Below are 26,230 nucleotides of genomic sequence, written 5' to 3' on the forward strand. Positions count from 1 at the left end.
CCGGCGCAAGCCTGGACGGGGGGCCTCACCTCATTCCACCCCGGCCAGCAACGCCGCATTGCCGCCCGCGGCGGCGGTGTTGACCGTCAGCGTCTGCTCGGCCGTGAAGCGGTAGAGCTGGCGCACATGGCCGGCCGCGGTGACCAGCGGCAGGATGGCGCCGGGCCGCAGGGCCAGCGCCTGGGCCAGCGCGTGCGCGGCGGCCGGGTCCGACGACGCGAGCGCCACGCCCGCGAGCTGCGGCGCGGCCAGCAGGCCGGGCAGGGCCGCGTCGGGCAGCAGCGTCAGCGCGTCGGCCGGCAGGCCGGCGCGCAGCAGGGCCTGGCGGGCACGCTCGTCGCCGCCCAGCCAGAGGGCGCTGTTGCCGGCCAGCAGCGCGCTGACGGCCGCGGCCAGGCCGGCCTCGGCGCGGCCCAGCACCGCGAACACGCCGCGGGCGTGGTGGCGCAGCGTGTTGCTCTCGCCGGTGGGGCCGGGCAGCACGGCGTCGGCGAACAGCGATTGCGCGGCCGTGAACAGGCCGCGCAGCGCGATGGCGGTGGGCGCGTCCAGCGTGTCGGCGGCGCGGCGCAGCGTGGCGATGCGCGCGTCCAGCGGCGTGTCGCGCCAGCCGGTGTCGGCGGCCACGGCCAGCGGGTCGGCGCGGCCGTCCAGCGCCAGCGGCGGCGCGGCGGCGGCGATCACCGGCTCGGCGCAGAAGCGGCGCAGGTAGTCCGGCCCGCCGGCCTTGGGGCCGGTGCCGGACAGGCCCTCGCCACCGAAGGGCTGCACGCCGACGACCGCGCCGATGATGTTGCGGTTGACGTAGACGTTGCCGATGCGCGCCGCGTCGGCCAGGCGCTGGGCGCGGCTGTCGATGCGGGTCTGGATGCCGAGCGTGAGGCCGTAGCCCAGTGCGTTGATCTGCTGGACGACCTCGTCCACCGGGTCGTCGAAGCGCACGACGTGCAGCACCGGGCCGAAGATTTCCTCGCCGAGCTGATCGATGCGCGCGAGCTCGAAGGCGACCGGGCGGATCTGCCGCGGCAGCGGCTCGGCCACGGGCGCCTCGGCGATGAGGCGGGCCTCGCGCTTCAGGCGCTCGACGTGGCGGCTGATGCTGGCGTGGGCCTCGTCGTCGATGACGGGGCCGACGTCGGTCGCCAGCCTGGCGGGCTGGCCGACGTGCAGCTCTTGGAGAGCGCCCTTCAGCATCTCGATGACGCCGTCGGCGATGCTGGACTGCACGCACAGCAGCCGCAGCGCCGAGCAGCGCTGGCCGGCCGAGCGGAAGGCGCTCTGCACGACGGCGTCGATGACCTGCTCGGGCAGCGCGGTGGAGTCCACCACCATCGCGTTGAGGCCGCCGGTCTCGGCGATCAGCGGGACGGGTGAGTTTTGCTTGGCGGCCAGCGCCTTGTTGATGATCTGCGCGACGGCCGTGGAGCCGGTGAAGCAGACGCCGGCCGTGTGCGCGTGGGCGACGAGCCCGGCGCCGACGGTCTCGCCCGCGCCGTGCAGCAGCGCCAGCGCGTCGGCCGGCACGCCGGCCTCATGCAGCAGCTCGACCATCCGCAGCGCGACATAGGGCGTCTGCTCGGCCGGCTTGGCGGCCACGCTGTTGCCCGCGACCAGCGCGGCGGCGACCTGGCCCGCGAAGATCGCCAGCGGGAAGTTCCACGGGCTGATGCAGACGAACACGCCTCGGCCCTGCATCAACGCGGCGTCCTGCTCGGCGATGTCGGCGTAGTAACGCAGGAAGTCCACGGCCTCGCGCACCTCGGCGACGCAGTCGGCCTGGGTCTTGAACGCCTCCTTGACGAGCAGCGCACAGAACTCGGGCAGGCGCGCGTCCAGCGCATCGGCGGCGCGGCGCAGCGCGGCGGCGCGCTGGGCGACGGGCGCCGCGCTCCAGCCCGCGAAGCCGGCGTGCAGGCGCTGCATCGCGGCGTCCACGCCCGCCGCCGTGGCCTCGGGCACGGGCTGCACGGCGGTGGCGGCCAGCGCGGCCTGCAGCGGCGCGCGCTGGGCGGGGGCGGTGAGGTCCGCGCCCGTGGAGTTGGCGCGGCCGCGGCCTTCGGCGTCCAGGTACAGCGCGGGCGGCAGCGGCAGCGCGCTGGCGTCACGCACGTCCAGCAGCGGCGAGCCGAGCAGCTCGGGCACCTGCACCGCGGGGTCGGCCAGCTGGTGCACGAAGGAGGAGTTGGCGCCGTTCTCCAGCAGCCGGCGCACGAGGTAGGCGAGCAGGTCGCGGTGCTCGCCGACGGGGGCGTAGACGCGGCAGGGGATGGTGCCGTCCTTCAGCACCTCGCGGTACACGCCCTCGCCCATGCCGTGCAGGCGCTGCATCTCAAAGGCGGCATTCGCGGAGCGGGCCATCTGCACGATGGCGGCGATGGTGCCGGCGTTGTGGCTGGCGAACTGCGGGTAGATGACGTCGGCGTGCTGGATGAGCGCGCGGGCGCAGGCGAGGTAGCTCACGTCGGTGTGCTGCTTGTGCGTGAACACCGGGTAGTGCGCCAGGCCCAGCTCCTGCGCGCGCTTGATCTCGCCGTCCCAGTAAGCACCCTTGACCAGCCGCACCATGAAGCGCAGCCCGTGCTTGCGGGCGATGGCGGCCACCTCGTCGACGACGGCCAGCGCCCGCGTCTGGTAGGCCTGCACCGCGAGGCCGAAGCCGCGCCACTGCGGGTAGGCCGCGGCGATGCGCGCGGCCAGCGTGTCGAGCACGTCCAGCGACAGCTCCAGGCGGTCCACCTCCTCGGCGTCGATGGTCAGGTTGATGTTGGCGGCGGCGGCCAGCTCGATGAGCTGCCACACGCGCGGCAGCAGCTCGGCGAAGACGCGCTCGCGCTGCAGCACCTCGTAGCGGCTGAACAGCGCGCTCAGCTTGATGGAGATGCCGTCCGACCCCTCGGGGCTCTCCGCGCGGCGGCCGCCGGCGATGGCCTGGATCGCGCCGATGTAGGCCGCCTGGTAGCGCGCCGCGTCTTCCTCGGTACGGGCGCCCTCGCCCAGCATGTCGTAGCTGAAGCGCAGCTGCTTCTGCTGCTTGCGCGCCGCGTCCGCCTCGCCCATCGCCTCGCGGATGTTGCGGCCCAGCACGAACTGCCGGCCCAGCAGCTGGATGGCGCGCACCGTGGCGGCCACCACCGTCTGCGCGCCCAGGCGCTTGAACAGGCCGCCGTCGTCCTCCGCGCCCGGCAGGAAGCGCTTGGACATGGAGATCGCCGAGGCCGACAGCGCCGCCAGCATCTTGTGCGGGCTGCCTTCCGAGGCACCGTCGAAGTCGGCGCGGCCCAGCTGGTCGGCCGTCAGCGCGATGGCCGTGGGCGCGTCCGGCACGCGCAGCAGCGCCTCGGCCAGCCGCATCAGCGCCAGGCCCTCGGCGCTGGTGATCGGGTACTCGCGCAGCAGCGATTCCATCGCCCAGAACGGCGCCGGGCTGCGGCGCACCTGCTCCACCCAGGGGCCGGCGGCGGCGAGCACCCGGCCCCAGTCCAGCGCGCCGTCCAGCCGCGCCGCCAGCGCCTGCACGACGGCGGGCTCGGGCCGGTAGGGGTCGGGCAGGCGGGGCTGTTCGGCGGGGGCGGCGAAGGGCGTGGACATGGCGGGCTCCTGTGAGATGCGGCAATGTATCGGGCAGTTACTTGGATTAAATTCCAAGAATCGAGGTATCCACAGAGAAAAATCCAGGTGAGCGACGAGCTGGACAAGATCGACGCGCGCATCCTGCGCGCGCTGCAGGCGGACGGGCGCATCTCCAACCTGAAGCTGGCGGAGACGGTGCACCTGTCGCCCACGGCCGTGCTGGAGCGCGTCAAGCGCCTCACGCGCGACGGCTACATCCTCGGCTACGAAGCGCGGCTGAACCCGGCCAGGCTGGGCGCGGCGATGCTGGTCTTCATCGAGGTGCACCTGGACCGCACGGTGATGGACGTGATGGACAACTTCAAGGCCGCCGTCCAGGCCCGCCCCGAAATCCTCGAATGTCACCTGGTGGCCGGGGGGTTCGACTACCTGCTGAAAACCCGCGTGCGGGATATGGGTGCATACCGGGAATTCATCGGCAATGTCATCTGGACGCTGCCGGGGGTGCGGGAGACGCGGACTTATGCGGTGATGGAAGAGGTCAAATCGACGACGGCGCTGGCGTTTTGATTCGTGGCTATATTCTTGGCTCCCGGTAGATTCCAGGTCCGCCGAAGATGGCGAAAGCGGACGACCTCCACTGGAGGGATGCCCTGGCTTGTGTTGATTGGCGGCGCAACGTAGCATGGCTGCCGTCTGATCGACAGACCTGCTCCCAGCACACCCCCATTGGAGATCGACATGGCAAGCGAACCCAAGGTCAAAGGCCCAGCCGCCTATTTCCCATCGATTGAGAAAACCTACGGAAAACCCGTCTCGCACTGGTTCAATATTCTCAACTCGGTGAAAAACAAGAAGCACATGGAGCAAGTCGCCTTTCTCAAGACCGAGCACAAACTCGGCCATGGTCATGCCAATGCGCTCGTCGGCTACCATCGAGCCCAGCAAGAAGCATGAGCAGCCATACGCCCCCTGAAACAGACCTCACCATGCGCAAAGCCCTACTCGTCACCGTTGCAATGATCACGACCCCCGCGTTCTCGCAGGGCGCCACTTACGAAAAGAACGGCCTGCCCTGTGTCGCAGAGATTTGCCTGGGCGATGGGATCCCTGAGCTTTCCAAGGTCAAATGGGACAGATCGAAAAACCCCTTCAGCAGCCCGCAGAAGCCGCTTTACACGTCAGCCAAGAAAGTGACTGATGGCGAAAAACGGCTGCTAGCGTCAAGATTCAAAGGTGACACAGCAGGCGCATTGCCATTCCTTGCCGACAGCCTGTTCGATTCCACGGCCCTGGCCGGGCTCGCCCGAGTGACTGCGGCTTGCGAACGGCACGAGTTGATCGGCACTTACACCACCGAAAGCGGCCTGCCGACTCGGGTCGGCATCTCACTGATTCCCGGTCAATCGGATACCTCGACTCAACATTGGACGGTCACGTCGATCATCCGCTATTTCCCAGCCGCCGTGACGAATGCACAGAAAACGGAACTTGAGTCCCAGCTTGGCGAGCGCTACAGGGCTTTTGACATCACGAAGACCAAGAACGCCAAGCCCGGTGAAGGCCGTTACTCGAAGAATTTCGGTCCTTCGTTCGGTTTCAACCTGCTCCTGTTCCGTGGCATTGAAGAAGGTAATCGCTTGAAAATGCATACCGCATGCGGTGGCAGCAGCAAGATTGCAATTGATTGAGCGCGGTAGGGCGGTTTCATCACCAGCCTGCTCATCAGACGGCCATGACTTGGCTGTTGGCGGGATTGCACTTCAGATTTGAGTCCGCCCTGCCAAATACAGGCTTTTCCTCCGCCCATCACGCGGAAATCAGAGGCTCGGCGCTCCGCACGGGCCTGCCGGCGATGGGTCAGGCCCCGCTGGGTCCGGCCGCCCCGGCTGCCGCCACCGCCGCCCGCAATGCCGGCAGCACCTCGGCCGCGCGCCAGGCCGTCGCGCCAGCCGGCCACCTGCTCGGCCACCGAGGCCTTGCGGCCCAGGTGCCAGGCGAGCGCGTACTGGCCGATCGCCAGCGTCAGGCGGATGCCGGGCAGCGCGTCCAGCACGCGCCGGCGCCACAGCGGCGCGCATTCGGGGCGCGGCGGCAGGTCGCCGCCCGGGCCGGTGCCGGGGTAGCACAGGCCCATCGGCAGGATGGCGAAGCGGGCCGGGTCGTAGAACTGCTCGCGCGTGACGCCCAGCCACTGGCGCAGGCGGTCGCCGCTGGCGTCGTCGAAGGGCCGGCCCTTTTCGTGGGCGATGCGGCCTGGGGCCTGGCCGGCGATCAGCACGCGCGCCGTGGCGCCGAGCTGGAAGATGGGCCGCGCGCCCAGCGGCAGCGCGGGCTCGCAGCGGGTGCAGGCGCGCAGCTCGGGCAGCAGCCGCGCGAGGGGGCCGTCAGCCAAGGTGCCGGCCGAAGAAGCGCAGCGTGCGGTCCCAGGCCTGCTGGGCCCAGGCGGCGTCGTACTGGGTCTGCGGGATGCGGCCGGGGCCTTGCGCCGTCTCGTTGGCGAAGGCGTGGTGGGCGAGGTAGCGGTGGCCTTCGTAGCGCACGCCGGCCGCCTGCAGCTTGGCCTCCAGCGCGTCCACGCCGTCGATCTTGAAGAACTCGTCCTGCGTGGCCCAGTGCGCCTGCAGCGGCAGCGCGATGCGGCCGGCGTCCACGAATTCCAGCGGCGGCATGCCGTACCAGACGACGGCGGCGTCGGCCTCGGGCACCTGCGTGGCGGCCAGCACGGTCAGCGCGCCACCCATGCAGTAGCCGGTGACGCCGACCTTGCCGCTGCCGCGCTGCAGGCCCTTCAGGTAGCGCACGGCGCCGCGCACGTCCTGCGACGCGGCATCGGCGAAGTCCAGGCCGCTCATCAGGTGGTGGGCTTCCTCGGCCTCGACGGTGCTCTGGCCCCGGTACAGGTCGGGCACCAGGGCCGTGAAGCCGGCACGCGCGAAGCGCTCGGCCACGCCCTTGATCTGGCCGTTCACGCCCCACCATTCCTGGATGACGACGACGGCGCCGACGGGCCGCTCGGCTTCGGCCAGGAAGCCGGACACGAGGGCGCCGTCCGGGCGCGGGAAGCTGACGATCTGGGTCATGGACATCTGGGCATCTCCTCTTGCAGAGCCGCCAGCCTAACCCCAGCGGCGCGCGGGCTCGCGGGCGCGGCGAAAATGCGCGGTCCATGAAGATCGAACACATCGTCTCCACCCGCCTGCCGACGCCCTTCGGCGAGTTCGCCATCCACGGTTTCCGCGAGGGCGACAGCGGGCAGGAACACGTCGTGCTCAGCATGGGCGACCTGGCCGGCCCGCCCGGCGCGGAGCCGCCGCTGGTGCGCGTGCATTCGGAGTGCATGACGGGCGAGGTGTTCGGCTCGCTGCGCTGCGACTGCCGGCCGCAGCTGGAGGACGGGATGCGCCGCATCGCCGCCCAGGGCCGCGGCGCCATCGTCTACATGCGCGGCCACGAGGGGCGCGGCATCGGCCTGGTGCACAAGCTGCGCGCCTACGCCGAGCAGGACGCGGGCAAGGACACCATCGAGGCCAACGCCGCGCTGGGCCTGCCCATCGACGCGCGCCGCTACGACGCGGCCGCCTGCATGCTGCGCGCGCTGGGCGTGCAGCGCGTGCGGCTGCTGACGAACAACCCGCTGAAGATGGCGGCGCTGGCGGAGTGCGGCATCGAGGTCGTCGCGCGCGAGGCGTCGCTGACGCGGCCCGGGCCGGAGAACGAGAAGTACCTGCGCACCAAGGCCGAGTCCATGGGCCACCACGACCTGGGGCATCTGTTCGAGTAGGCGCATTCGCGGGTTCCCCGCGATGCGGCACCGGGCGGGTCTTGGGCAGACTCGGCGGCATCCCAGCTCGAAAGGAATGGCCATGCGTGCCCTGTTGACCGGTCTCTCGTTCGCGGCCCTGCTGGGCGCCGCCACCACCGCGCCGGCCGCGGTCGTCTACACGGCGCTCGCCACGCCGCTGACCACGGCGCCCAACCCGGCCGGCGGCAACGCCGACGGCACCGGCGTGTGGTTCAACCCGCTGACCGGCATGGCGCAGGAGCGCGGCTACCTCTTCCCCTCGCCGCTGTTCGAGGACGGCCAGTTCTTCCTGCTGCTGGACGCCTCGCTGCCCACGCCCGAGGCGATGGTCTTCACCCAGGGCTTCTTCTCGCGCGGCAACGGCGTCATCTACGCCTCCAGCAGCAACCTCAACCCGGCCTATTTCGGCGCGGGCGTGAGCATCGGCCCCGGCACGGGCTACCAGAGCCCGGGCGCCGGCTACACGGACATCGGCCCGGTGTTCGGCAACTTCGACATCGGCCGCGGCTTCCTGGGCCTGACGATCCGGGACGCCAGCGGCAGCTCGGCCAGCGACGTGTTCTACGGCTTCGCCGACATCACCGTCAGCAAGGACTACCGCATCACGCTGAACGCCTTCGCCTACGAGGACGTGCGCGGCGCGGCCATCACGACCCGCCTGGCCGCGCCCGTGCCCGAGCCGGCGGGCTTGGGGGCTGATGGCCCTCGGCCTCGCGGGGCTGGGCGCGCTGCGCCGCCGCCGCTGAGGCCCGGGCGCCGCGCCGGTCAGCCGCCGGGCGCGCGCTCGCGCTCCTGCAGCGTCCGCCACATGACCTTGCCGGCGCCGCTCTTGGGCAGCGTGTCGACGAACTCGACGACCGCCGGCACCTTGTACACGGCCATGTGCTCGCGGCACCAGGCGCGCAGCGCGTCCGCCGTCAGCGCCTCGTGCCCGGCGCGCCGCACGACGACGGCCTTGACCGTCTCGCCGCGGTAGGCGTCGGGCGCCGAGATGATGCAGGCCTCGGCGATGCCGGGGTGGGCGTGCATCAGGTTCTCCACCTCGCTGGGCCAGACCTTGAAGCCGCTTGCGTTGATCATGCGCTTGAGGCGGTCGGTCATGAAGAAGTAGCCGTCCGCGTCCACGCAGCCGATGTCGCCGGTGCGGAAGAAGCGCCGGCCCTCGAACTCGACGAAGGCCGCGGCGGTGGCCTCGGGCTGGCGCCAGTAGCCGTCGAACACCATGGGGCCGTGGACGATGATCTCGCCGCTCTCGCCCGGCGGCAGTTCGCGCAGCGTGTCGGGGTCCACCACGCGCGCGTCGCAGCTCAGGAAGGGCACGCCCAGGCACTGCTGCTTGGGTGCGTCGTAGGGGTTGCTGTGGCTGGGCGCGGCCGTCTCGGTCAGGCCGTAGCCCTCCATGTAGCGCAGGCCGTGGCGGCTGAGCAGCCGCTCGGCGACGGCCTGCGGCATGGCCGCGCCGCCGCCGCCGATGGTGACCAGGCTGCTGAGGTCGAAGCCGTCGGCCTGCGGGCTGGCGAGCAGGTCGATGACCATGGTCGGGATGTTGGTCCAGCGCGTGACGCGGTGCTCGGCGATCAGCCGCGCGGCGTACTCGCGCTGCCAGCGCGGCATCAGCACCAGCGTCCCGCCGCTGGCCAGCGTGCCGTGCATGACGACCACCATGCCGGTGATGTGGAACATCGGCACCACGCCCAGCACCACGTCCTCGTGGCTGGCATTGCCCCACAGGCCGCCGGCGAAGATGTTGTGCTGCAGGCTGCGGTACAGGTGCATGCAGCCCTTGGGGTTGCCGGTGGTGCCGCTGGTGTAGGGCAGCACGGCGAGGTCGTCGGCGCCCACCACGGTCTGCGGCGGCTCGGCGGTGCAGGCCAGCGCGTCGGCCCAGGCGGTGGCGCCGGCCGGCAGCGGGATGTCGGCGTTCAGCCAGTCGCCCCAGCCGGGCGGGAGCTGCTGCAGCGCGGCCGCGTCGGCGCGCCCGCCGGGCAGCGCCTCGGCCAGCCGGGTGACGAGCAGGTCCTGCGCGGCCATGCCGGCGGCCAGCCACTCGGCGGCCAGGTCGGCGCTGGTGATGGCCAGCACGGCGCCGCTGTCTTCCCGCAGGTGCTTCAGCTCGGCCGCGCGGTTCATCGGGTTCACCGGCACGACGACCGCGTTGGCGCTGTGGATGGCGTAGTGGGCGATGACGAGCTGCGGGCAGTTCTGCAGGCCCACCAGCACGCGGTCGCCGCGCCGCACGCCGCGCTGTGCCAGCCACGCGGCCAGGCGCTGCACCTGCGCGGCCAGCTCGGCATAGCTCGTGGCCTGGCCGAGGAAGACCAGCGCCGGGTGGTCGGGGAAGCGGCGGGCGCTGACGAGCAGGTTGTCCGGCAGCGCCGTAGCCGGCGGGCGGATGGCGTGGGGCACGCGGGCCGGCCAGAACTTGTGATGCGCGCGAGGGGAAATCATGGGGGGAAGTCTCCGGTCATTTCGCCACGACGAGGTAGACGCCGAACAGCGTCACCCCCATGCCGGCGATCGCTTGGGCGCCCAGTGTCTCGCCGAACAGCAGCCACGCCATCACCGCCGTGACGGAGGGCACCAGGTACATGGTGCTGGACACCGCCGTCACGCGGCCGTGGCGCAGCATGTGGAACATCAGGCTGATGCCGCCGGCCGTCAGCACCAGCACGCTCCAGCCCATGGCCAGCAGCACCTGCGCGTTCCACTCGATGCGCATGGGCTCCAGCAGCCAGGCCACCGGCAGCGTCGCCGCCAGCGACGCGGCGAACTGCACGGCCTGGCCGGTGCGCAGGTCGAACTGCGGCACGAAGCGCTTCTGGTACAGCGTACCGCCGGTGATGCCCAGCAGCGCCATCAGGCACAGCCCCAGCGCCGGGCCGAAGCCGGCGCCCAGCTGCAGCTTGTGCCCGATGACGAGCAGCACGCCGCCCAGGCCCAGCGCCACGCCCAGCCATTGCCGCGGCGCCACGCGCTCGCCGATCAGCGGCGCGAGGGCCGCCACCAGCACCGGTTGCAAGTTGACGATCAGCGCCGCCGTGCCCGCCGGCAGGCCCTGGCGGATGGACACCCACACGCCGCCCAGGTACAGCGCCTGGATGCCCAGGCCCGCCACGGCCAGGTGCAGCACGCCGCGCCGGCCGGGCCAGGGCGCGCGCGCGGCCAGCGCCAGGCCCAGCATCAGCACCAGCACGCCGGCATAGCGCCAGCACAGGAAGGTCAGCGGGTCGGCGTAGGGCGCGGCGAGCTTGGCGGCGATGTAGCCGGTGGCCCAGATGAAGATGAACAGCGGCGGGGCGAGACGGTCGAGGGCGGGCATGTGGCGCCATCATGCCCCGGGACGCGCGGTGCCGCCGGCATCGGCCTCGGCCAGCGCGCGCAGGCAGGCCAGGCACAGGCAGCCGCGGTAGCGCGCGGCCAGCTCGGCGCGCAGCGCGTCGCTCAGCCGCAGGCCGAAGCAGGCGCAGTGGCCGGTGGCCGCGCCGCACGCGAAGCCGCCGCCGCAGCGCGGGCAGCGCGCGTCGCCCGGCAGGTCCGCGCTCACCGGCACCTCCTTCGTGAGCTCATGCGCCGGCCTCGCGCAGCGCGGCCTCGCAGAGCCGGCCCAGCGCGCCCAGGTCCACGTCGGCCAACCGCTTCACGTACAGGCAGCCCTTGCCTTCGCGGTACCTGCCCAGCCCGGCGAGCAGGGCCTCGCGCCCGGCGGGCAGGCAACCCAGGTCGAGGTAGAGGCTGATGTCGCCCTTGCCGCCGGCGCCGCTGGCGAAGCCGATCCGGAAGATGTCTCCCTCGCGGCCGCTGTCGTAGACGTAGTGCCGGCGGCCGAAGCCGACCATGCGCCCCCACATCACCGGCGGCTCGCCGCTGGCACGCTGCATCAGCGCGATCAGCGTGCGGCAGTCGGCCGCGCGCGCCTCGGGCTGGGCGGCGACGTAGGCATCGACGTCGGCGGCGGTCGGGACGGTCTTGTTCGCGGCGGCCATGGCGCGCTCCGGGAAGTCAGGGCACGGATTGTGGGCCGGCCGGCGGCGGCCGGAGCGGCTCCGCGCGGGCAACAAAAAACCCCCGGCCGGGAGGCCCGGGGGTTGTGGGGCCGGGAGCGGCGGGGCCGCTTAGGGGCGCTCGCGCTTGGGCAGGGCGGTGTAGCCCGTCGTGTTGGTCGTGCTCATCACGGTCGGAACGGCGATGAAGGTCCAGACGGTGTTGGCCGGCAGCGGGAAGGCCGTGTTGGTGTAGATCGGCGAGCCGGCAATGGGCGCCGTCACGTCGACCTGGGTGCTGGACGACGACGACGTGGTGGCGGGCACCGAGGTCGCGCCCGACGCGACGTTGGAGGCGACCGCGCCGAAGCCGACGTTCAGGCCGGCGCCGGAGATGGGCATCGCGTTGATGAGGCGGATCTTGACGTCGCCGGACACGGTGGGCAGGCGGTTGTCGTCGTTCAGCACGGACAGCTTGGGCGCGGCCGGGTCGCCGTACACCAGCAGCGTGGTGTCGGTGCCGGCGGTGAACGTCGGCGGCGTGTAGCTGACGCTGTTGCCGTTGACCTGGACGCTCAGGGTGCTGGCGCCGGACTCGACGGTCACGTAGTCGCTGATCAGCGGGCTGATCGCGCCGTCGAACATCTGCTGGCCGTTGACGGTGGCGCTGACGGTGGCGCTGTTGCTCAGCGCGTTGACGGTGCGCACGCGGGCCTGGGTGCTGGCGTAGTTCTTGACGGCGCCCTTCTGGACCAGCGTGATGCCGTTGACGAGCACGCCGCCGTCCGTGGAGGTCAGGATCAGCGTGTTGACCGTGGCCGAGTCCAGCGTGACGGCCGGGATGTTCAGGCGCAGGTCCTGGGCACGCTTGTTGTAGCCGGTCACGCAGACGCGGAAGGTGCCGGAGTTGACCTGGATGTAGCCGCTGCCGGCGCCGCCCTGCAGGTTGCTGGTCAGTGCCGTCTCGGTGGCGAGGGCGCAGTCGGCGGCGGTGGTCAGGTAGACGTCCATCGCGCCGGCATCGGGCGCCAGGTTCAGCACCAGCAGCTTGGCCTTGTTGGCGTCGGGCACCGTCTCGGCTTCCTGCAGCAGCGTGGTGCGCACGGCACCGGCGAAGCCGTAGGTGATGTAGGTGTAGTTGCTGCCGGCGGTCAGCGAGGGCGTCGTCGCGGCGATGCTGGTGCCGACGTCGCTGGTCAGCACCTTGGTGGCCGTGGCGTCGATGTTCACCGCGCCGTATTCGCCGACGGTGGCGTAGGCGACCTTGCTGTTGATGGTCTTGTCGTTGACCGTCAGGTCCAGCGAGGGGTAGGAACGGGTGGCGTTCAGCAGGCGCACCTGCGTGTCGCCGCCGCCATCGCCGCCGCTGCCGCAGGCCGTCAGCAGCGCGGTGGCGGGCAGGCTCAGCATCAAGGCCAGCCAGGTGGCCCGGGGGGTGAATCGCATCGAAATCTCTCCGAAAAAACCAAACCGCCGGGCTGATCCCCATTGCGCGGACCCGCGATTAGAACTCAAGCGGGCGGCGGGACGATTGCCACCGTCTGGCGGCCGGTGAAGAACTGTTGCGCGGCCACGCCGGCCGGGTTCGGCTCAGGACAGCTGCCAGAGCTGGTACAGCGTGTCGCAGTCCTGCTCGGACACCTCCAGCCCCGCGGCGAGGTCGAAGCTGGAGTCGAACCAGCCGCAGGCCTCGGACGGGGTGCGCGGCACGGCGGGCTGCGCCTGCGGCAGCGCGGCCGGCGGCGGGGTGTTGGGGCGGGCGGTCTGCAAAGCGTGGAAGAAGTGCATGTCGGGCTCCATCCGGGGGGCGGCGCACGGGAAGACGCCATGCCCTCAGCATCGGCGCCCGGCACGGCGCCGGCCATCGCCCGGGGGGAGGCCCGGTGGGGGAGTCGCCCCGGAGCCCCCCCCCCCGGACGGGGGACGGAAAGGCTGGGCGGCGAATAAGCTCATGCGGCCCGCGCAGACACCGCCCGCCGGCCCGCGGCGGACAATGGCGGCCTCGACCACCTCCCCACCCAGGCCCGATGACGCTCACCCTCCGTTTCGCCGCGCTGGCCACCGCCGCCCTGCTCGCCGCCACGCCCGCCGCCCAGGCGGCCACCGGCCCCGGCCCGGGCGTGTCCTGGCAGGCCGCCGCCGCGGATGCCGACATCGACCGCCACTTCGCCCAGGCCCGGGCCGAGAAGAAGCCGGTGCTGCTGTACTGGGGCGCCAAGTGGTGCCCGCCGTGCAACCAGCTGAAGGCGACGCTGTTCAACCGCGCGGACTTCATCGCGCAGAGCAAGGCCTTCGTGGCCGTGGGCATCGACGGCGACGCGCCCGGCGCGCAGAAGCTGGGCACGCGCTTCAAGGTGCGCGGCTACCCGACGCTGATCCTGTTCAACCCCGGCGGCAGCGAGATCACCCGGCTGCCGGGCGAGGCGGACGCGGCGCAGGTGATGCAGGTGCTGCAGCTGGGCCTGTCCAGCGGCCGGCCGGTGAAGGCCGTGCTGGCCGACGCGAAGGCGGGCCGCAAGCTCTCGGCCAACGAGTGGCGGCTGCTGGGCTTCTACGGCTGGGAGACGGACGAGCAGCAGCTGCTGCCGGTGGCCGAGCGCGCCGCCACGCTGGCGCAGCTGGCCCGGGCCAGTGCCGGCGCGGCGGACGCCGAGACGACGACGCGGCTGTGGCTGAAGTCCGTCGGCGCGCTGGCCGAGGGCCGCGCGGCGGACGCCGCGCAGCTGCCGCGCCTGCGCGCCGTGCTGGCCGACCCGGCCCAGGCGCGCGCGCAGATGGACGTGCTCGCCAACGAGGCGCCGGACCTCGTCCGCGCACTGGCGCCGCAGCCGGGCGACGCGCGCGCCGCGCTGCTGGCCGCGTTCGACGCCGCGCTGAAGCGGCTCAACGAAGACGCCACGCTGTCCCGCGCCGACCGGCTGAACGCGCTGCAGGGCCGCATCGAGCTGGCGCGCCTGGACGTGGCCCGGGACCAGCCCCATCCGCAAGGCCTCCCGCCCACGCTGCTGGCCGAGGCGCGCGAGCAGGCCGGCCGCGCCCACCGCGAGATCACCGACGGCTACGAGCGCCAGGCCGCCGTCACCCAGGCCGCCCACCTGCTGGGCCGCGCCGGGCTGTGGAAGGACAGCGACGAGCTGCTGAAGTCCGCGCTGGCGCGCAGCCACTCGCCGTACTACCTGATGAGCCAGCTGGGCGGCAACGCGAAGAAGCAGGGCCGCAAGCAGGAGGCGCTGCGCTGGTACGAGGAGGCCTTCAGCAAGAGCGAGGGCCCGGCGACGCGGCTGCAGTGGGGCTCGAACTACGTCGCGGCGCTGATCGAGCTGAGCCCGCAGGACACGCCGCGCATCGAAAAGGCGGCCGCCCAGCTGTTCGCCGAGGCCGAGAAGGACCCGGGCGCGTTCTATGAGCGCAGCGAGCGGTCACTGAAGAAGGTGGCCACCCTGCTGGCCGCCTGGAACCAGGGTGCCCCGCAGGCCGCCGCCGTCGGCCGGCTGAAGGCGCAGCTGGACGGCGTCTGCGGCAAGCTGGACGGCAGCGATGCCAAGGCCCGGTCGGCCTGCCGGGGGCTGATGAAGAAGGCCTGAAGCGCGGTTCGCGGGGGCCGCCATTCACCCGCACCGGCTGCCGCTCGCGCGGCCACCGGCGCCACCCACCCGCCGCGCCCCGTCACGGCGGCGCCCGGGCCGGATACTGCACGCCATCCCAACGACGAGAAGAGACCGGCATGCGTGATTGGCGAGGCCGCCTGGCGGCGGCGCTGGCAATGGCGGGCCTGTGCGGCGCGGCGGCAGCGGCCACGCCGCCGCTGCACCCCTGCCGCATCGACGGCATCCCCAACGAGCTGCAGTGCGGCAGCCTGGAGCGGCCGCTGGACCCGGCGCGGCCGGCGGGCGTGAAGATCGCCGTGCACTACCTCGTGGTGCCCGCGATGGCGCGCAACAAGCAGCCCGACGCGGTGCTGATGCTGGCCGGCGGCCCCGGGCAGAGCGCCATCGACGTCGCCGCGCGCGTGCTGCCGCGGCTGAACCGGCTGAACAACCGGCGCGACCTGGTGTTCATCGACCAGCGCGGCACCGGCCGCTCCGCGCCGCTGACCTGCGCGGACGAGAGCCGGCTGACCGTCACCGAGCAGCTGGACGCCGAGGCGCAGTTCCGGCGCCTGGACGCCTGCCGCGCCGCGCTCGAGAAGCTGCCCTACGGCGACCTGCGCTTCTTCACGACGACCCTGGCCATGCAGGACATGGACGCCGTGCGCGACCGCCTGGGCGTGCCGCAGTGGAACCTCGTCGGCGCCAGCTACGGCACGCGCGCCGCGCTGGAGTACCTGCGCCAGTTCCCGGCCCGGGTGCGCCGCACCGTCATCGACGGCGTGGCGCCGCCGGACATGGTGCTGCCCGCCAGCTTCTCGACCGACGGCCAGGCCGCGCTGGACAAGCTGTTCGACGCCCACGCCCGCACCCACCCCGGGCTGCGCGCCGACTGGCGGCAGCTGCTGGCCTCGCTGCCCCGCCCCGTCACCGTGGCCCACCCGCTGACCGGCACGCCCGAGCGCTTCACGGTGGACCGCGAGCTGCTGCTGCGGGCCGTGCGCCCGCCGCTGTACCAGCCGGCGCTGGCCGCCGCGCTGCCGGCCGCGCTGCACGCCGCCGCGCACGACGGCCGCTTCGACGGGCTGTTCGGCCTGACCGCCGCCTTTGCCGGCGGCAAGGGCATGGCGCTGGCGATGGGCATGCATTTCTCGGTGATCTGCGCGGAAGACATGCCGCGCCTGGCGCAGGCCGCCGATGCGCCGGGCGCCGACTTCGGCACCGGCGGCGCGGACCTGTACGCCCGCGTCTGCCGGAGCTGGCCGCGCGGCGACGTGCCGGCCGCCTTCTACCGGGTGCCGCCCGCGCCCAGCCCGGTGCTGGTGCTGAGCGGCGGCGCCGACCCGGCCACGCCGCCGCGCCACGGCGAGCGCGTCGCCCGTGCGCTGGCCGCCGGGCAGCCCGGGCGGGTGCAGCACCTGGTGGCGCCCGAGGCCGGCCACGGCGTGATGGCGGTGGGCTGCGTGCGCGACCTGGTGTTCCGCTTCATCGACGCCAAGACCGATGCGGCCGCCCTGCCCCAGGACGGCGGCTGCGCCACGCGCATCCCGCGCCCGCTGGCCTTCCAGCCCGTCCAGGCCCCGGGAGCAGCGCGATGATCGAGATCCAGGACGTTCACAAGCAATTCGTCTCGCGCACCGGCGCGGGGCTGTTCAAGCGGGGCGACAAGCGCGTGGTGCGCGCGGTGCAAGGCGTCAGCCTGTCGGCCGCCAACGGCCGCATCACCGGCCTGCTGGGCGCCAACGGCGCCGGCAAGACCACGACGCTGCGCATGCTGGCCGGGCTGTTCGCGCCGGACGGCGGCCACATCGCGGTGGATGGCATCGTCGTGAAGGATGCCCCGTTGAAAGCGCTGGCCCGCATGGGCATCCTGGGCGATGCGCACGGGCTGTACCCGCGCCTGTCGGCGCGCGAGAACATCGTCTACTTCGGCCGGCTGCAGGGCATGGACCCCGACGCCGCCCACGCGCGCGCCGACGAGCTGGCGCGGCTGCTGGACATGCGGGCCATCCTGGACCGCCGCGCCGACGGCTTCAGCCAGGGCGAGCGCATGAAGACGGCGCTGGCCCGCGCGCTGGTGCACGACCCCGCCAACATCGTGCTGGACGAGCCCACCAACGGCCTGGACGTGCTGGCCACGCGCGGCCTGCGCGAGGCGCTGCGCTGGCTGCGCAGCGCCGAGGGCGGGGCCAAGTGCATCGTCTTCTCCACGCACATCATGCAGGAGGTGGAGCAGCTGTGCGACGAGGTGGTGGTCGTGTCCCACGGCCGCAGCGTCGCGCGCGGCAGCGTGCCGGCGCTGCTGGCGCAGGCCGGCGAGGCGCGCTTCGAGGACGCGTTCGTCAGGCTCGCCTTTCCCCGGGTTTCGCAGGAGGACGCCGCATGAAGCAGGCGCTGATCGTTTTCACGAAGGAACTGGCCGACGCGCTGCGCGACCGGCGCACGCTGCTGCGCCTGCTGGTCCCGGCGCTGCTGATGGGGCCGCTGCTGCTGGCCGCGCTGTCGAGCCTGATCGCGTCGCTGGAGGAGCGCGCGGACCGCCGCGAGCTGCTGGCCGTGGGCATGGAGCACGCGCCCACGCTGAGGAATTTCATCGAGCGCCAGACCTACACCCTGAAGGCCGCGCCGCCCGACTACGAGGCCCGGCTGCGCGCGAACAAGCTGCTGGAGCCGGTGCTCGTCGTGCCCCGGGACTTCGAGGCCCGGCTGCTGGCCGGCGAGGCGCCGACGGTGGAGGTCGTCAGCGACAGCGCCAACCAGCGCGCGGCCGCCGGCACCGGCGCCGTCGCGCGGCTGCTGAACGGCTTCAACCGCGAGCGTGCGGCGCTGAACCTGGCGCTGCGCGGCGTGTCCGTCGAGCTGCTGGAGCCGCTGGACGTGCAGGAGCGCGACCTCGCCAGCGTGCAGGCCCGCGCCACGCGGCTGACCAGCATCATCCCGATGTTCATCATCATGGCCGTGCTGTACGGCGCGCTGACCGCCGCGCTGGACAGCACGGCCGGCGAGCGCGAGCGCGGCTCGCTGGAGCCGCTGCTGATGAACCCCGCGCCGCACGCCGCCATCGTCGCCGGCAAGTGGGGCGCCGTCGCGCTGCTGGGCCTGGCGGTGGCGCTGCTGTCGTCCCTGAGCTTCGTGCCCGCGCAGTGGCTGCTCAGGAGCGACAGCCTGCAGGCGATGTTCCAGTTCGGCCCGGGCGAGGTGCTGGCCTTCTGGCTGCTGCAGATCCCGCTGGCGGCCGGGTTGTCGGCGCTGCTGATGGCGCTGGCCATCCGCTCCAAGACCTTCAAGGAGGCGCAGGCCGGCAGCACGCTGGTGGTGACGGCCGTGAGCCTGATGCCCATGGTCACGCTGCTGAACCCGGGCGGCGACGCGCCCTGGTACCTGTGGGTGCCGGGCCTGGCGCAGAACACGCTGATGCTGGCCGTGCTGAAGGGCGAGGCGCTGCGCTGGCAGCAGGTGCTGCCGGGCGTGGCCGTCGGCTTCGCGCTGGCGGCCGTGGCGCTGGCCGACGTGGCGCGGTCGCTGCGCGCGGCGGTGGCGCGATGAGGGCCGCGCTCGGCATCTGCGGCGTCGCGCTGCTGGCCGGCTGCGGCAGCTTCAGCGGCTTCCAGCCCGCCACGCCCGAGGGCTACGACGGGCCGACCGTGAACGTGGCCGACCAGTCGACGCTGCAGGGCGACAGCCTGGCCCATGTGTTCGAGATGACGGCGGTGGACGGCCGGCGGCTGCTGAGCACCAGCATCGCCACGCTGCAGGCCCACCAGGGCCGCGGCTTCTCGGCCGCCCCGGTGGCGCTGAGCAACGAGCTGCCGCCGCGCCCGGCCGTCGTGCGGCTACAGGCGGTGACGCAGTACGCCGCACCGCTGCTGGCGATGCGCGGCCACGGCTGCCGGGTGTCCGGCGACCTGGCCTTCACGCCCGAGGCCGGCAAGGCCTACCGCGTCGCGGGCCGCATCGCGCCGGACGCCTGCGAGGCCTGGATCGAGGACCGCGCCACCCGGCAGCCGGTGACCGGGAAGGTCAGCGGCCCGGGCACCGGGCCTTGAGCGTCTGGGTGTTTTCGGCCGCGCCGATGGCCGCCATAGCCGCAAGCGATTGGCCGGCGGCGATGAGAATCATTAGCATTTGGCTATCCAATTTTTCATGTTGATAGCCCTCATGGCCAAGACCCTCAGCTTCGGCGTCCTGCACCTCGGCACCTCGTTCACGGTGGCCTACGCGCTGACCGGCAGCGTCGCCGTGGCCGGCGCGGTCACCTTCGTGGAGCCGCTGGCCAACACGGTGCTGCACTACTTCTTCGACAAGTACTGGGACCACCCGCGCGCCACGGCGTGGCGGGCGCGCTGGCGCACCGGCCGGGCGCCGCTGCCGGCCGGCTGAGCGGGCGCGGTGGCCTGTTCCATCCAGCCCAGCCAGCGCATGGCCTGTTCGCGCGTCTCGCCGCACATCTCCTCGTGCGGCGGCAGCGAGCCGCAGACGGCCGGGCGCTCCGGGCGGCCGAACAGCCGGCAGCGCAGCTCGGCGTCCAGCTGCACGCAGCGCACGCCCGCCGGCTTGCCATCGGGGTGGCCGGGGATGGGCGAGCTGATCGACGGGGCGATGCAGCAGGCGGCGCAGCGGGGGCGGCAGTCCATGGCCGGATTGTCCCTGCGGCCGCCCCCGGGACGGGGTGACTTGTCCACAGCCGCTTCGTAAAATTCGGGGTTTGCCCGACATGCCGTGGCGCCCCTCGGCCAAGGGCTGCCTGGGCCGATCCCCCGAGGGGGCGGGCCGGCCTCGGGAGCGGCCCGGCGCTTGGCCCGACATGCGGAATGGAAACTGAGATGCTCTACCCCAAGGAATTCGACGTCATCGTCGTCGGCGGCGGCCATGCCGGCACCGAGGCGGCGCTGGCCGCCGCACGCATGGGCGCGGCCACGCTGCTGCTGACCCACAACATCGAGACCCTGGGCCAGATGAGCTGCAACCCCAGCATCGGCGGCATCGGCAAGGGCCATCTCGTCAAGGAGGTCGATGCCCTGGCCGGCGCGATGGCGCTGGCGACCGACGAGGCCGGCATCCAGTTCCGCATCCTGAACGGCAGCAAGGGCCCGGCCGTGCGGGCGACGCGCGCCCAGGCCGACCGCATCCTCTACAAGGCCGCGATCCGCCGCCGGCTGGAGAACCAGCCGAATCTGATGCTGTTCCAGCAGGCGGTGGACGACCTGATCGTGGAAGGCGAGCGCGTCGTCGGCGCGGTCACGCAGGCCGGCATCGCCTTCCGCGCCCGCGCCGTCGTGCTGACGGCCGGCACCTTCCTGGACGGCCGCATCCACGTCGGGCTGCAGAACTACAGCGCCGGCCGCGCGGGCGACCCGCCGGCCGTGTCGCTCTCGGCGCGGCTGAAGGAACTGAAGCTGCCCCAGGGGCGGCTCAAGACCGGCACGCCGCCGCGCCTGGACGGCCGCACGATCGACTTCTCGAAGTGCGAGGCCCAGCCTGGCGACGGCGTGCCCTCGGCAGACGGCACGCCTCCATCCCTGCCGGTGCCGGTGTTCAGCTTCATGGGCCACGCCAACATGCACCCGCAGCAGCTGCCGTGCTGGATCACGCACACCAACGCGCGCACGCACGAAATCATCCGCAGCGGCTTCGACCGCAGCCCGATGTTCACCGGCGTCATCGAGGGCGTCGGCCCGCGCTACTGCCCGAGCATCGAGGACAAGGTGAACCGCTTCGCCGACAAGGACTCGCACCAGATCTTCCTGGAGCCGGAAGGGCTGACCACGCACGAGTTCTATCCCAACGGCATTTCCACCTCCCTGCCCTTCGACGTGCAGCTTGCCGCCGTGCGCAGCATCCCCGGCCTGGAGAACGCCGACATCCTGCGCCCCGGCTACGCCATCGAGTACGACTATTTCGACCCGCGCGGGCTCAAGGCCAGCTTCGAGACCAAGGCCATCGCCGGCCTGTTCTTCGCCGGCCAGATCAACGGCACGACCGGCTACGAGGAAGCCGCCGCCCAGGGCCTGTTCGCCGGCCTGAACGCGGCGCTGCAGGTGCGCGGCGAAGCCCCCTGGGCGCCCGAGCGGCACGAAGCCTATCTGGGCGTGCTGGTGGACGACCTCATCACCAAGGGCGTCACCGAGCCCTACCGCATGTTCACGAGCCGCGCCGAGTTCCGGCTGCAACTGCGCGAGGACAACGCCGACCTGCGCCTGACCGACACCGGCCGCCGCCTCGGCCTCGTGGATGACGCGCGCTGGGCCGCCTTCAACCGCAAGCGCGACGCGGTTTCACGTGAAACAGAGAAGCTGAAGAGCACCTGGGTCCACCCCGGCATCCTGCCGGCGGCGGACGCCGAGCGGCTGGTCGGCAAGGCGCTGGAGCGCGAGTACAGCCTCGCCGACCTGCTGCGCCGGCCGGGCGTGGGCTTCGACACGGTGGCCGAGGTGGCCGCCATCGCGAAGCCCGAAGCGGCCGTTTCACGTGAAACACTGGCCGCCGACCTGGGCCGTGAGCTGGCTGACCTCGTGGCCGAGCAGGTCGAGATCAGCATCAAGTACGCCGGCTACATCGACAAGCAGGTGGACGACGTGGCCCGCGCCGCGCACTTCGAGCACCTGAAGCTGCCGGAAGACCTGGACTACGGCCTCGTCCACGCCCTCTCCTTCGAGGCGCGCCAGAAGCTCAACGCCCACCGCCCCGAGACGCTGGGCCAGGCCTCGCGCATCTCCGGCATCACGCCGGCCGCGATCTCGCTGCTGCTGGTGCATCTGAAAAAGGGCAAGTTCAAGGGCTTCACCGAAGCGGAAGCCGCATGAGGCCCGCGCTCGAAGCGGCGGCCGTGCAACTCGGCCTCGACCTCTCACCTTCGCAGATCGCCCAGTTGCTCGCCTATCTGGCCCTGCTGCAAAAGTGGAACAAGGTCTACAACCTGACCGCCGTGCGCGATCCGGCGCAGATGCTGAGCCACCACCTGATCGACAGCCTGTCCGTCATCGCGCCGCTGCTGCGCCACGGTGCGCCGGCCAGGCTGATGGACGTCGGCGCGGGCGGCGGCCTGCCCGGCGTCGTCATCGCGGTCTGCTGCCCCGGCACCGACGTGAGCTGCGTCGATGCCGTCGCCAAGAAGGCCACCTTCATCCAGCAGGTCGCAGCCGAGCTGAAGCTGCCCAACCTGCACGGCCTCCACAGCCGGGTGGAACAGCTGAAGGCCGAACCCTTCGGCGTCATCACCTCTCGCGCCTTCGCGTCGCTGGCCGACTTCACCGTCCTCACCCGCCAGCACCTCGCGCCGGATGCCGTCTGGATGGCGATGAAGGGCCAGCACCCGGCCGACGAAATCGCCGCGCTGCCGGCCGACGTGGACGTGTTTCACGTGGAACAACTCGCGGTGCCGGGCCTGGACGCGCAGCGCTGCCTCGTCTGGATGCGCCTCGCTTAAACTGGCCGCCCCTCCCTCTGTCGCCCACCCCATGTTCGGCGTAGCTGACTATGGCGCCTTCGTCGCCGCCATCGTGCTCTTCCTGGCCATCCCCGGCCCCGGCAACCTGGCGCTGATCACCTCCACCGGCAAGGGCGGCATCGCGGGCGGGCTGGCGGCCACGCTGGGCATCATCGCCGGCGACCAGGTGCTGCTGTGGCTGGCCGTGGCCGGCGTCGCCGCGCTGCTGGCCGCCTACCCGGCCGCCTTCCATGCGGTGCAGTGGGCGGGCGCGGCCTATCTCGCCTGGCTGGGCTGGCGCATGCTGAGGGCCCGGCCCGGCCAGGGGCCGGCGCTGGACATCCGGCCGGGCCACTACTTCCGGCAGGCAGCGCTGATCACGCTGCTCAACCCCAAGGCCATCGTGTTCTACATGGCCTTCTTCCCGCTGTTCGTCGACCCGGCGCGGCACCAGGGTGCCACCACCTTTGCCGCGATGGCCGCCACCATCGCCGCGCTCACTTTTGCCTACGGCCTCGTGGCCGTGCTGCTGACCCACCTGCTGGCCGCCCAACTGCGCGCCCGCCCCTGGATCGCGCAAGCGCTGAACCGCGTGGCCGGCGTCTGCCTGCTCGGGTTCGGCATCCGACTGGCCCTGTCCCGCTAGCCCCGGTAGAAGATGACTGCGAAGATTTTCTGCATCGCCAACCAGAAGGGCGGCGTCGGCAAGACCACCACCACCGTCAACCTCGCCGCCGGGCTGGCGCAGATCGGCCAGCGCGTGCTCGTCGTCGACCTGGACCCGCAGGGCAACGCGACGATGGGCTCCGGCATCGACAAGCGCACGCTGGAGACGACGGTCTACGACGTGCTGCTGGAGTCTGCCTCCATCGCCGAGGCCCGCATCCGCAGCGACAAGGCCGGCTACGACGTGCTGGGCGCCAACCGCGAACTGGCCGGCGCCGAGGTGGAGCTGGTCGAGCTGGAGCGCCGCGAGGCCCGGCTGAAGGCGGCGCTGGCCGACGCCGCGCGGGACTACGACTTCGTGCTGATCGACTGCCCGCCCTCGCTGTCGATGCTGACGCTCAACGGCCTGTGCAGCGCGCACGGCGTCATCGTGCCGATGCAGTGCGAGTACTTCGCGCTGGAGGGGCTGACCGACCTGGTCAACACCATCAAGCAGATCCACGCCAACCTGAACCCCGAGCTGCAGATCATCGGCCTGCTGCGCGTCATGTTCGATCCGCGCATCACGCTGCAGCAGCAGGTCAGCGAGCAGCTGAAGGCGCACTTCGGCGACAAGGTGTTCAACACCGTCATCCCGCGCAATGTGCGGCTGGCCGAGGCGCCCAGCTACGGCCTGCCGGGCGTCGTGTTCGACCCCGGCGCCAAGGGCGCGGTGGCCTTCGTGGACTTCGCCAAGGAAATGGTGCAGCGCATCGCGACGATGCGCTGATCCCCATGCCGGACACCCTCCCCCTGCGCGCCGAACTCGCCGGCCTGGACGCCAGCGCGCCGCCCCAGGAAGCCGCCATCGACGGCTGGCTGCTGCGCCTGTCGCCCGGCAAGGCCAAGCGCTCGCGCTGCATCAACGCGCTGCGCCAGGGCACGCTGCCGCTGGACGAGCTGCTCGCCCGCTGCCAGCGCGCCTACGCCGCCGCCGGCTTGCCGCTGGCCGTGCGCATCACGCCCTGGAGCCAGCCCGCCGACCTGGACCAGCGGCTGGCGGCCAAGGGCTGGGGCGCCTTCGACCCGGCCGACGTGCTGGTGCTGCCCCGCCTCCACCCCGACCCCGCGCCGGCCGCGCTGCAGCCGCTGGCGGCGGCCGCCTACGCCGCGCGGGTCGGCGCGCTGCGCGGCTCGTCGGCGGCGGCCGTCGCCGCGCACGCGGAACGCCTCGCCAGCGCCCCGGCCGCCTACCAGGGCTTCGCGCTGAACGACGCCGGCGGCCGGCTGCTGGCCTGCGGGCAGATCGTCGTCGCGGCCGGCCTCGTGGGCCTGTACGACATCGCCTCGGCCGTCCCGCGCCAGGGCCACGGCGAGCGGCTGTGCCGCGCGCTGCTGGCCCTCGCCCACGCCCAGGGCGCGCGCCAGGCCTACCTGCAGGTCGGCAGCGGCAACGACGCGGCGCAGCGCCTGTACCGGCGCCTGGGCTTCGTGTTCGCCTACCGCTACCACTACCGCAGCCCCGAGGCCGAGCTGGCGTGACGTTGCGCCGCCGGCATCGACTTGCACTATGAACTCAGCATGAGTCAATAGCTTCAGGCAATGGTCAACTTGCGCCGAATCAAATAGGCAGCCGGGCCGTCCCTCCTTAGGATGCGTGCTCCAAGCCCTCCCAGGAGACTGCCATGACCAAGCCCACCTGCCCCGTGACGCACCTGACCACCGACTTCGGTGCGCCCGTCTCCACCAACCGCGACAGCCTCACCGCCGGCCCGCGTGGCCCGCTGCTGGCGCAGGACGTGTGGCTCAACGAGAAGCTTGCCAACTTCGTGCGCGAGGTCATCCCCGAGCGGCGCATGCACGCCAAGGGCTCGGGCGCCTTCGGCACCTTCACGGTGACGAAGGACATCACGAAATACACCCGCGCCAGGATCTTCAGCCAGGTCGGCAAGCAGACCGAGATGTTCGCCCGCTTCACCACCGTGGCCGGCGAGCGCGGCGCGGCGGACGCCGAGCGCGACATCCGCGGCTTCGCGCTGAAGTTCTATACCGAGGAGGGCAACTGGGACATGGTGGGCAACAACACCCCCGTGTTCTTCATCCGCGACCCGCGCCAGTTCCCCGACCTGAACAAGGCCGTCAAGCGCGACCCGCGCACCAACCTGCGCAGCGCCGGCAGCAACTGGGACTACTGGACGCTGATCCCCGAGGCCCTGCACCAGGTCACCATCGTCATGAGCGACCGCGGCATCCCCGCCAGCTACCGCCACATGCACGGCTTCGGCTCGCACACCTACAGTTTCTGGAACGACGCGGGCGAGCGCTTCTGGGTCAAGTTCCACTTCCGCACCCAGCAGGGCATCAAGAACCTGACCGACGCCGAGGCCGAGGCCCTGGTCGGCAAGGACCGCGAAAGCCACCAGCGCGACCTGTTCGACGCCATCGCGCGCGGCGACTTCCCGAAGTGGACGATGTACGTGCAGGTCATGCCCGAGCTGGACGCCGAGAAGGTGCCCTACCACCCCTTCGACCTGACCAAGGTCTGGCCGCACGCCGACTACCCGCTGATCGAGGTCGGCGAGTTCGAGCTGAACCGCAACCCCGAGAACTTCTTCGCCGACGTGGAACAGAGCGCCTTCTCGCCGAGCAACCTCGTGCCCGGCATCGGCGTCAGCCCCGACCGCATGCTGCAGGCCCGGCTCTTCAACTACGCCGACGCGCAGCGCTACCGCCTGGGCGTGAACCACCACCAGATCCCGGTCAACGCCGCGCGCTGCCCGGTGCACAGCAACCACCGCGACGGCCAGGGCCGCGTCGATGGCAACTACGGCGGCCTGCCGCACTACGAGCCCAACAGCTTCGGCCAGTGGCAGGCCCAGCCCCAGGCCACCGAGCCGCCGCTGCGCCTGAGCGGCGACGCGAAGCACTGGAGCTTCCACGAGGACGACAGCCGCTACTTCGAGCAGCCGCGCAAGCTCTTCCAGCTGATGACGCCGGCGCAGCAGCAGGCGCTGTTCGACAACACCGGCCGCGCGATGGGCGACGCGCCGGAGTTCGTCAAGTTCCGCCACATCCGCAACTGCCACGCGGCCGACCCGGCCTATGGCGCGGGCGTGGCCAAGGCGCTCGGGCTGGACCTGGCCAAGGCGCTGGCATCCAAGAAAAAAGACCCGATGAACGGCAGCCCGCTGGTGCCGCTGCCCGCCTGACCGACGGG

25 protein-coding genes are annotated in these 26,230 nt (G+C 72.0%); 15 read left to right on the forward strand and 10 right to left on the reverse strand.

Annotated features, from left to right (window positions below):
* Window positions 1–30: 30 nt before the first annotated feature.
* Entirely contained in the window at window positions 31–3,588 is a 3,558-nt protein-coding gene (gene putA, locus QM788_RS05880) for a bifunctional proline dehydrogenase/L-glutamate gamma-semialdehyde dehydrogenase PutA (RefSeq protein WP_415660547.1), read from the reverse strand.
* A gap of 87 nt (window positions 3,589–3,675) precedes the next feature.
* On the opposite strand from putA, the gene QM788_RS05885 reads away from it, so the two are divergent.
* Window positions 3,676–4,140, forward strand: a complete 465-nt coding sequence (locus tag QM788_RS05885) for an Lrp/AsnC ligand binding domain-containing protein (protein WP_415660548.1) — start codon at window positions 3,676–3,678, stop codon at window positions 4,138–4,140.
* 171 nt (window positions 4,141–4,311) lie between these two features.
* Window positions 4,312–4,527 (forward strand): DUF4287 domain-containing protein, encoded by a 216-nt coding sequence (locus tag QM788_RS05890; RefSeq protein ID WP_415660549.1) that lies wholly within the window; start codon window positions 4,312–4,314, stop codon window positions 4,525–4,527.
* Between the two features lie 610 nt (window positions 4,528–5,137).
* Here the strand turns inward: QM788_RS05890 and QM788_RS05895 are convergent.
* Window positions 5,138–5,965 (reverse strand): uracil-DNA glycosylase family protein, encoded by an 828-nt coding sequence (locus tag QM788_RS05895; RefSeq protein WP_415660550.1) that lies wholly within the window; start codon window positions 5,963–5,965, stop codon window positions 5,138–5,140.
* A complete protein-coding gene (locus tag QM788_RS05900) occupies window positions 5,958–6,653 on the reverse strand; it encodes a dienelactone hydrolase family protein (protein ID WP_415661164.1) in 696 nt (231 codons plus the stop codon). Before QM788_RS05900 ends, QM788_RS05895 begins: the two co-directional genes overlap by 8 nt.
* A gap of 86 nt (window positions 6,654–6,739) precedes the next feature.
* Between QM788_RS05900 and ribA the strand changes: the two genes are divergently transcribed.
* A complete protein-coding gene (gene ribA / locus QM788_RS05905; RefSeq protein ID WP_415660551.1) occupies window positions 6,740–7,354 on the forward strand; it encodes a GTP cyclohydrolase II in 615 nt (204 codons plus the stop codon).
* Between the two features lie 786 nt (window positions 7,355–8,140).
* Here the strand turns inward: ribA and QM788_RS05910 are convergent.
* From QM788_RS05910 to QM788_RS05935, 6 genes are all read right to left on the reverse strand, one after another.
* The gene (locus QM788_RS05910) at window positions 8,141–9,823 is read right to left on the reverse strand and encodes a long-chain-fatty-acid--CoA ligase (protein WP_415660552.1); all 1,683 of its coding nucleotides are present in this window, start codon (window positions 9,821–9,823) and stop codon (window positions 8,141–8,143) included.
* A 16-nt stretch (window positions 9,824–9,839) separates the two neighbouring features.
* Window positions 9,840–10,694: a DMT family transporter gene (locus QM788_RS05915; protein WP_415660553.1), complete on the reverse strand. Its 855-nt coding sequence runs from the start codon at window positions 10,692–10,694 to the stop codon at window positions 9,840–9,842.
* A 9-nt stretch (window positions 10,695–10,703) separates the two neighbouring features.
* Window positions 10,704–10,919, reverse strand: coding sequence for a cysteine-rich CWC family protein (locus QM788_RS05920; protein ID WP_415660554.1), 216 nt, complete (start codon window positions 10,917–10,919; stop codon window positions 10,704–10,706).
* A gap of 19 nt (window positions 10,920–10,938) precedes the next feature.
* Window positions 10,939–11,358, reverse strand: a complete 420-nt coding sequence (locus tag QM788_RS05925) for a DUF1801 domain-containing protein (protein WP_415660555.1) — start codon at window positions 11,356–11,358, stop codon at window positions 10,939–10,941.
* 129 nt (window positions 11,359–11,487) lie between these two features.
* Window positions 11,488–12,801, reverse strand: coding sequence for a DUF4397 domain-containing protein (locus QM788_RS05930; protein ID WP_415660556.1), 1,314 nt, complete (start codon window positions 12,799–12,801; stop codon window positions 11,488–11,490).
* A gap of 144 nt (window positions 12,802–12,945) precedes the next feature.
* A complete protein-coding gene (locus tag QM788_RS05935) occupies window positions 12,946–13,143 on the reverse strand; it encodes a hypothetical protein (protein ID WP_415660557.1) in 198 nt (65 codons plus the stop codon).
* A gap of 239 nt (window positions 13,144–13,382) precedes the next feature.
* Between QM788_RS05935 and QM788_RS05940 the strand changes: the two genes are divergently transcribed.
* The 6 genes from QM788_RS05940 to QM788_RS05965 all read left to right on the forward strand — a co-directional run bounded on the left by QM788_RS05940 (window position 13,383) and on the right by QM788_RS05965 (window position 19,322).
* Window positions 13,383–14,939, forward strand: coding sequence for a thioredoxin family protein (locus QM788_RS05940; RefSeq protein ID WP_415660558.1), 1,557 nt, complete (start codon window positions 13,383–13,385; stop codon window positions 14,937–14,939).
* Window positions 14,940–15,079: 140 nt separating this feature from the next.
* Window positions 15,080–16,540 (forward strand): alpha/beta hydrolase, encoded by a 1,461-nt coding sequence (locus tag QM788_RS05945; protein WP_415660559.1) that lies wholly within the window; start codon window positions 15,080–15,082, stop codon window positions 16,538–16,540.
* Window positions 16,537–17,328 carry an ATP-binding cassette domain-containing protein gene (locus tag QM788_RS05950; protein ID WP_415660560.1) on the forward strand — a complete coding sequence of 264 codons (792 nt, stop codon included), beginning with the start codon at window positions 16,537–16,539 and terminating at the stop codon, window positions 17,326–17,328. Before QM788_RS05945 ends, QM788_RS05950 begins: the two co-directional genes overlap by 4 nt.
* The gene (locus QM788_RS05955) at window positions 17,325–18,488 is read left to right on the forward strand and encodes an ABC transporter permease (RefSeq protein ID WP_415660561.1); all 1,164 of its coding nucleotides are present in this window, start codon (window positions 17,325–17,327) and stop codon (window positions 18,486–18,488) included. The genes QM788_RS05950 and QM788_RS05955 overlap by 4 nt, the downstream gene beginning before the upstream one ends.
* A complete protein-coding gene (locus QM788_RS05960) occupies window positions 18,485–18,988 on the forward strand; it encodes a hypothetical protein (protein WP_415660562.1) in 504 nt (167 codons plus the stop codon). The genes QM788_RS05955 and QM788_RS05960 overlap by 4 nt, the downstream gene beginning before the upstream one ends.
* Before the next feature lie 112 nt (window positions 18,989–19,100).
* Window positions 19,101–19,322, forward strand: coding sequence for a DUF2061 domain-containing protein (locus tag QM788_RS05965; protein WP_415660563.1), 222 nt, complete (start codon window positions 19,101–19,103; stop codon window positions 19,320–19,322).
* Here QM788_RS05965 and QM788_RS05970 read toward each other — a convergent pair.
* Window positions 19,232–19,576 carry a YkgJ family cysteine cluster protein gene (locus QM788_RS05970; RefSeq protein WP_415660564.1) on the reverse strand — a complete coding sequence of 115 codons (345 nt, stop codon included), beginning with the start codon at window positions 19,574–19,576 and terminating at the stop codon, window positions 19,232–19,234. The two genes, QM788_RS05965 and QM788_RS05970, sit on opposite strands and share 91 nt — an antisense overlap.
* 189 nt (window positions 19,577–19,765) lie before the next feature.
* Here QM788_RS05970 and mnmG point away from each other — a divergent pair, with 189 nt between their 5' ends.
* The 6 genes from mnmG to QM788_RS06000 all read left to right on the forward strand — a co-directional run bounded on the left by mnmG (window position 19,766) and on the right by QM788_RS06000 (window position 26,222).
* Window positions 19,766–21,745, forward strand: coding sequence for a tRNA uridine-5-carboxymethylaminomethyl(34) synthesis enzyme MnmG (mnmG, locus tag QM788_RS05975; RefSeq protein ID WP_415660565.1), 1,980 nt, complete (start codon window positions 19,766–19,768; stop codon window positions 21,743–21,745).
* Complete coding sequence (rsmG, locus tag QM788_RS05980) at window positions 21,742–22,368, forward strand: 16S rRNA (guanine(527)-N(7))-methyltransferase RsmG (RefSeq protein WP_415660566.1); 627 nt, start codon at window positions 21,742–21,744, stop codon at window positions 22,366–22,368. Before mnmG ends, rsmG begins: the two co-directional genes overlap by 4 nt.
* A 31-nt stretch (window positions 22,369–22,399) precedes the next feature.
* Complete coding sequence (locus QM788_RS05985; RefSeq protein ID WP_415660567.1) at window positions 22,400–23,014, forward strand: LysE family translocator; 615 nt, start codon at window positions 22,400–22,402, stop codon at window positions 23,012–23,014.
* A 12-nt stretch (window positions 23,015–23,026) separates the two neighbouring features.
* The gene (locus QM788_RS05990) at window positions 23,027–23,803 is read left to right on the forward strand and encodes a ParA family protein (RefSeq protein ID WP_415660568.1); all 777 of its coding nucleotides are present in this window, start codon (window positions 23,027–23,029) and stop codon (window positions 23,801–23,803) included.
* A gap of 5 nt (window positions 23,804–23,808) precedes the next feature.
* Complete coding sequence (locus QM788_RS05995; protein ID WP_415660569.1) at window positions 23,809–24,555, forward strand: GNAT family N-acetyltransferase; 747 nt, start codon at window positions 23,809–23,811, stop codon at window positions 24,553–24,555.
* A gap of 143 nt (window positions 24,556–24,698) precedes the next feature.
* Window positions 24,699–26,222 carry a catalase gene (locus QM788_RS06000; RefSeq protein ID WP_415660570.1) on the forward strand — a complete coding sequence of 508 codons (1,524 nt, stop codon included), beginning with the start codon at window positions 24,699–24,701 and terminating at the stop codon, window positions 26,220–26,222.
* Window positions 26,223–26,230: the final 8 nt, after the last annotated feature.

It is taken from the genome of Roseateles sp. (assembly GCF_047654785.1).
GTDB lineage: Bacteria > Pseudomonadota > Gammaproteobacteria > Burkholderiales > Burkholderiaceae_C > Pelomonas.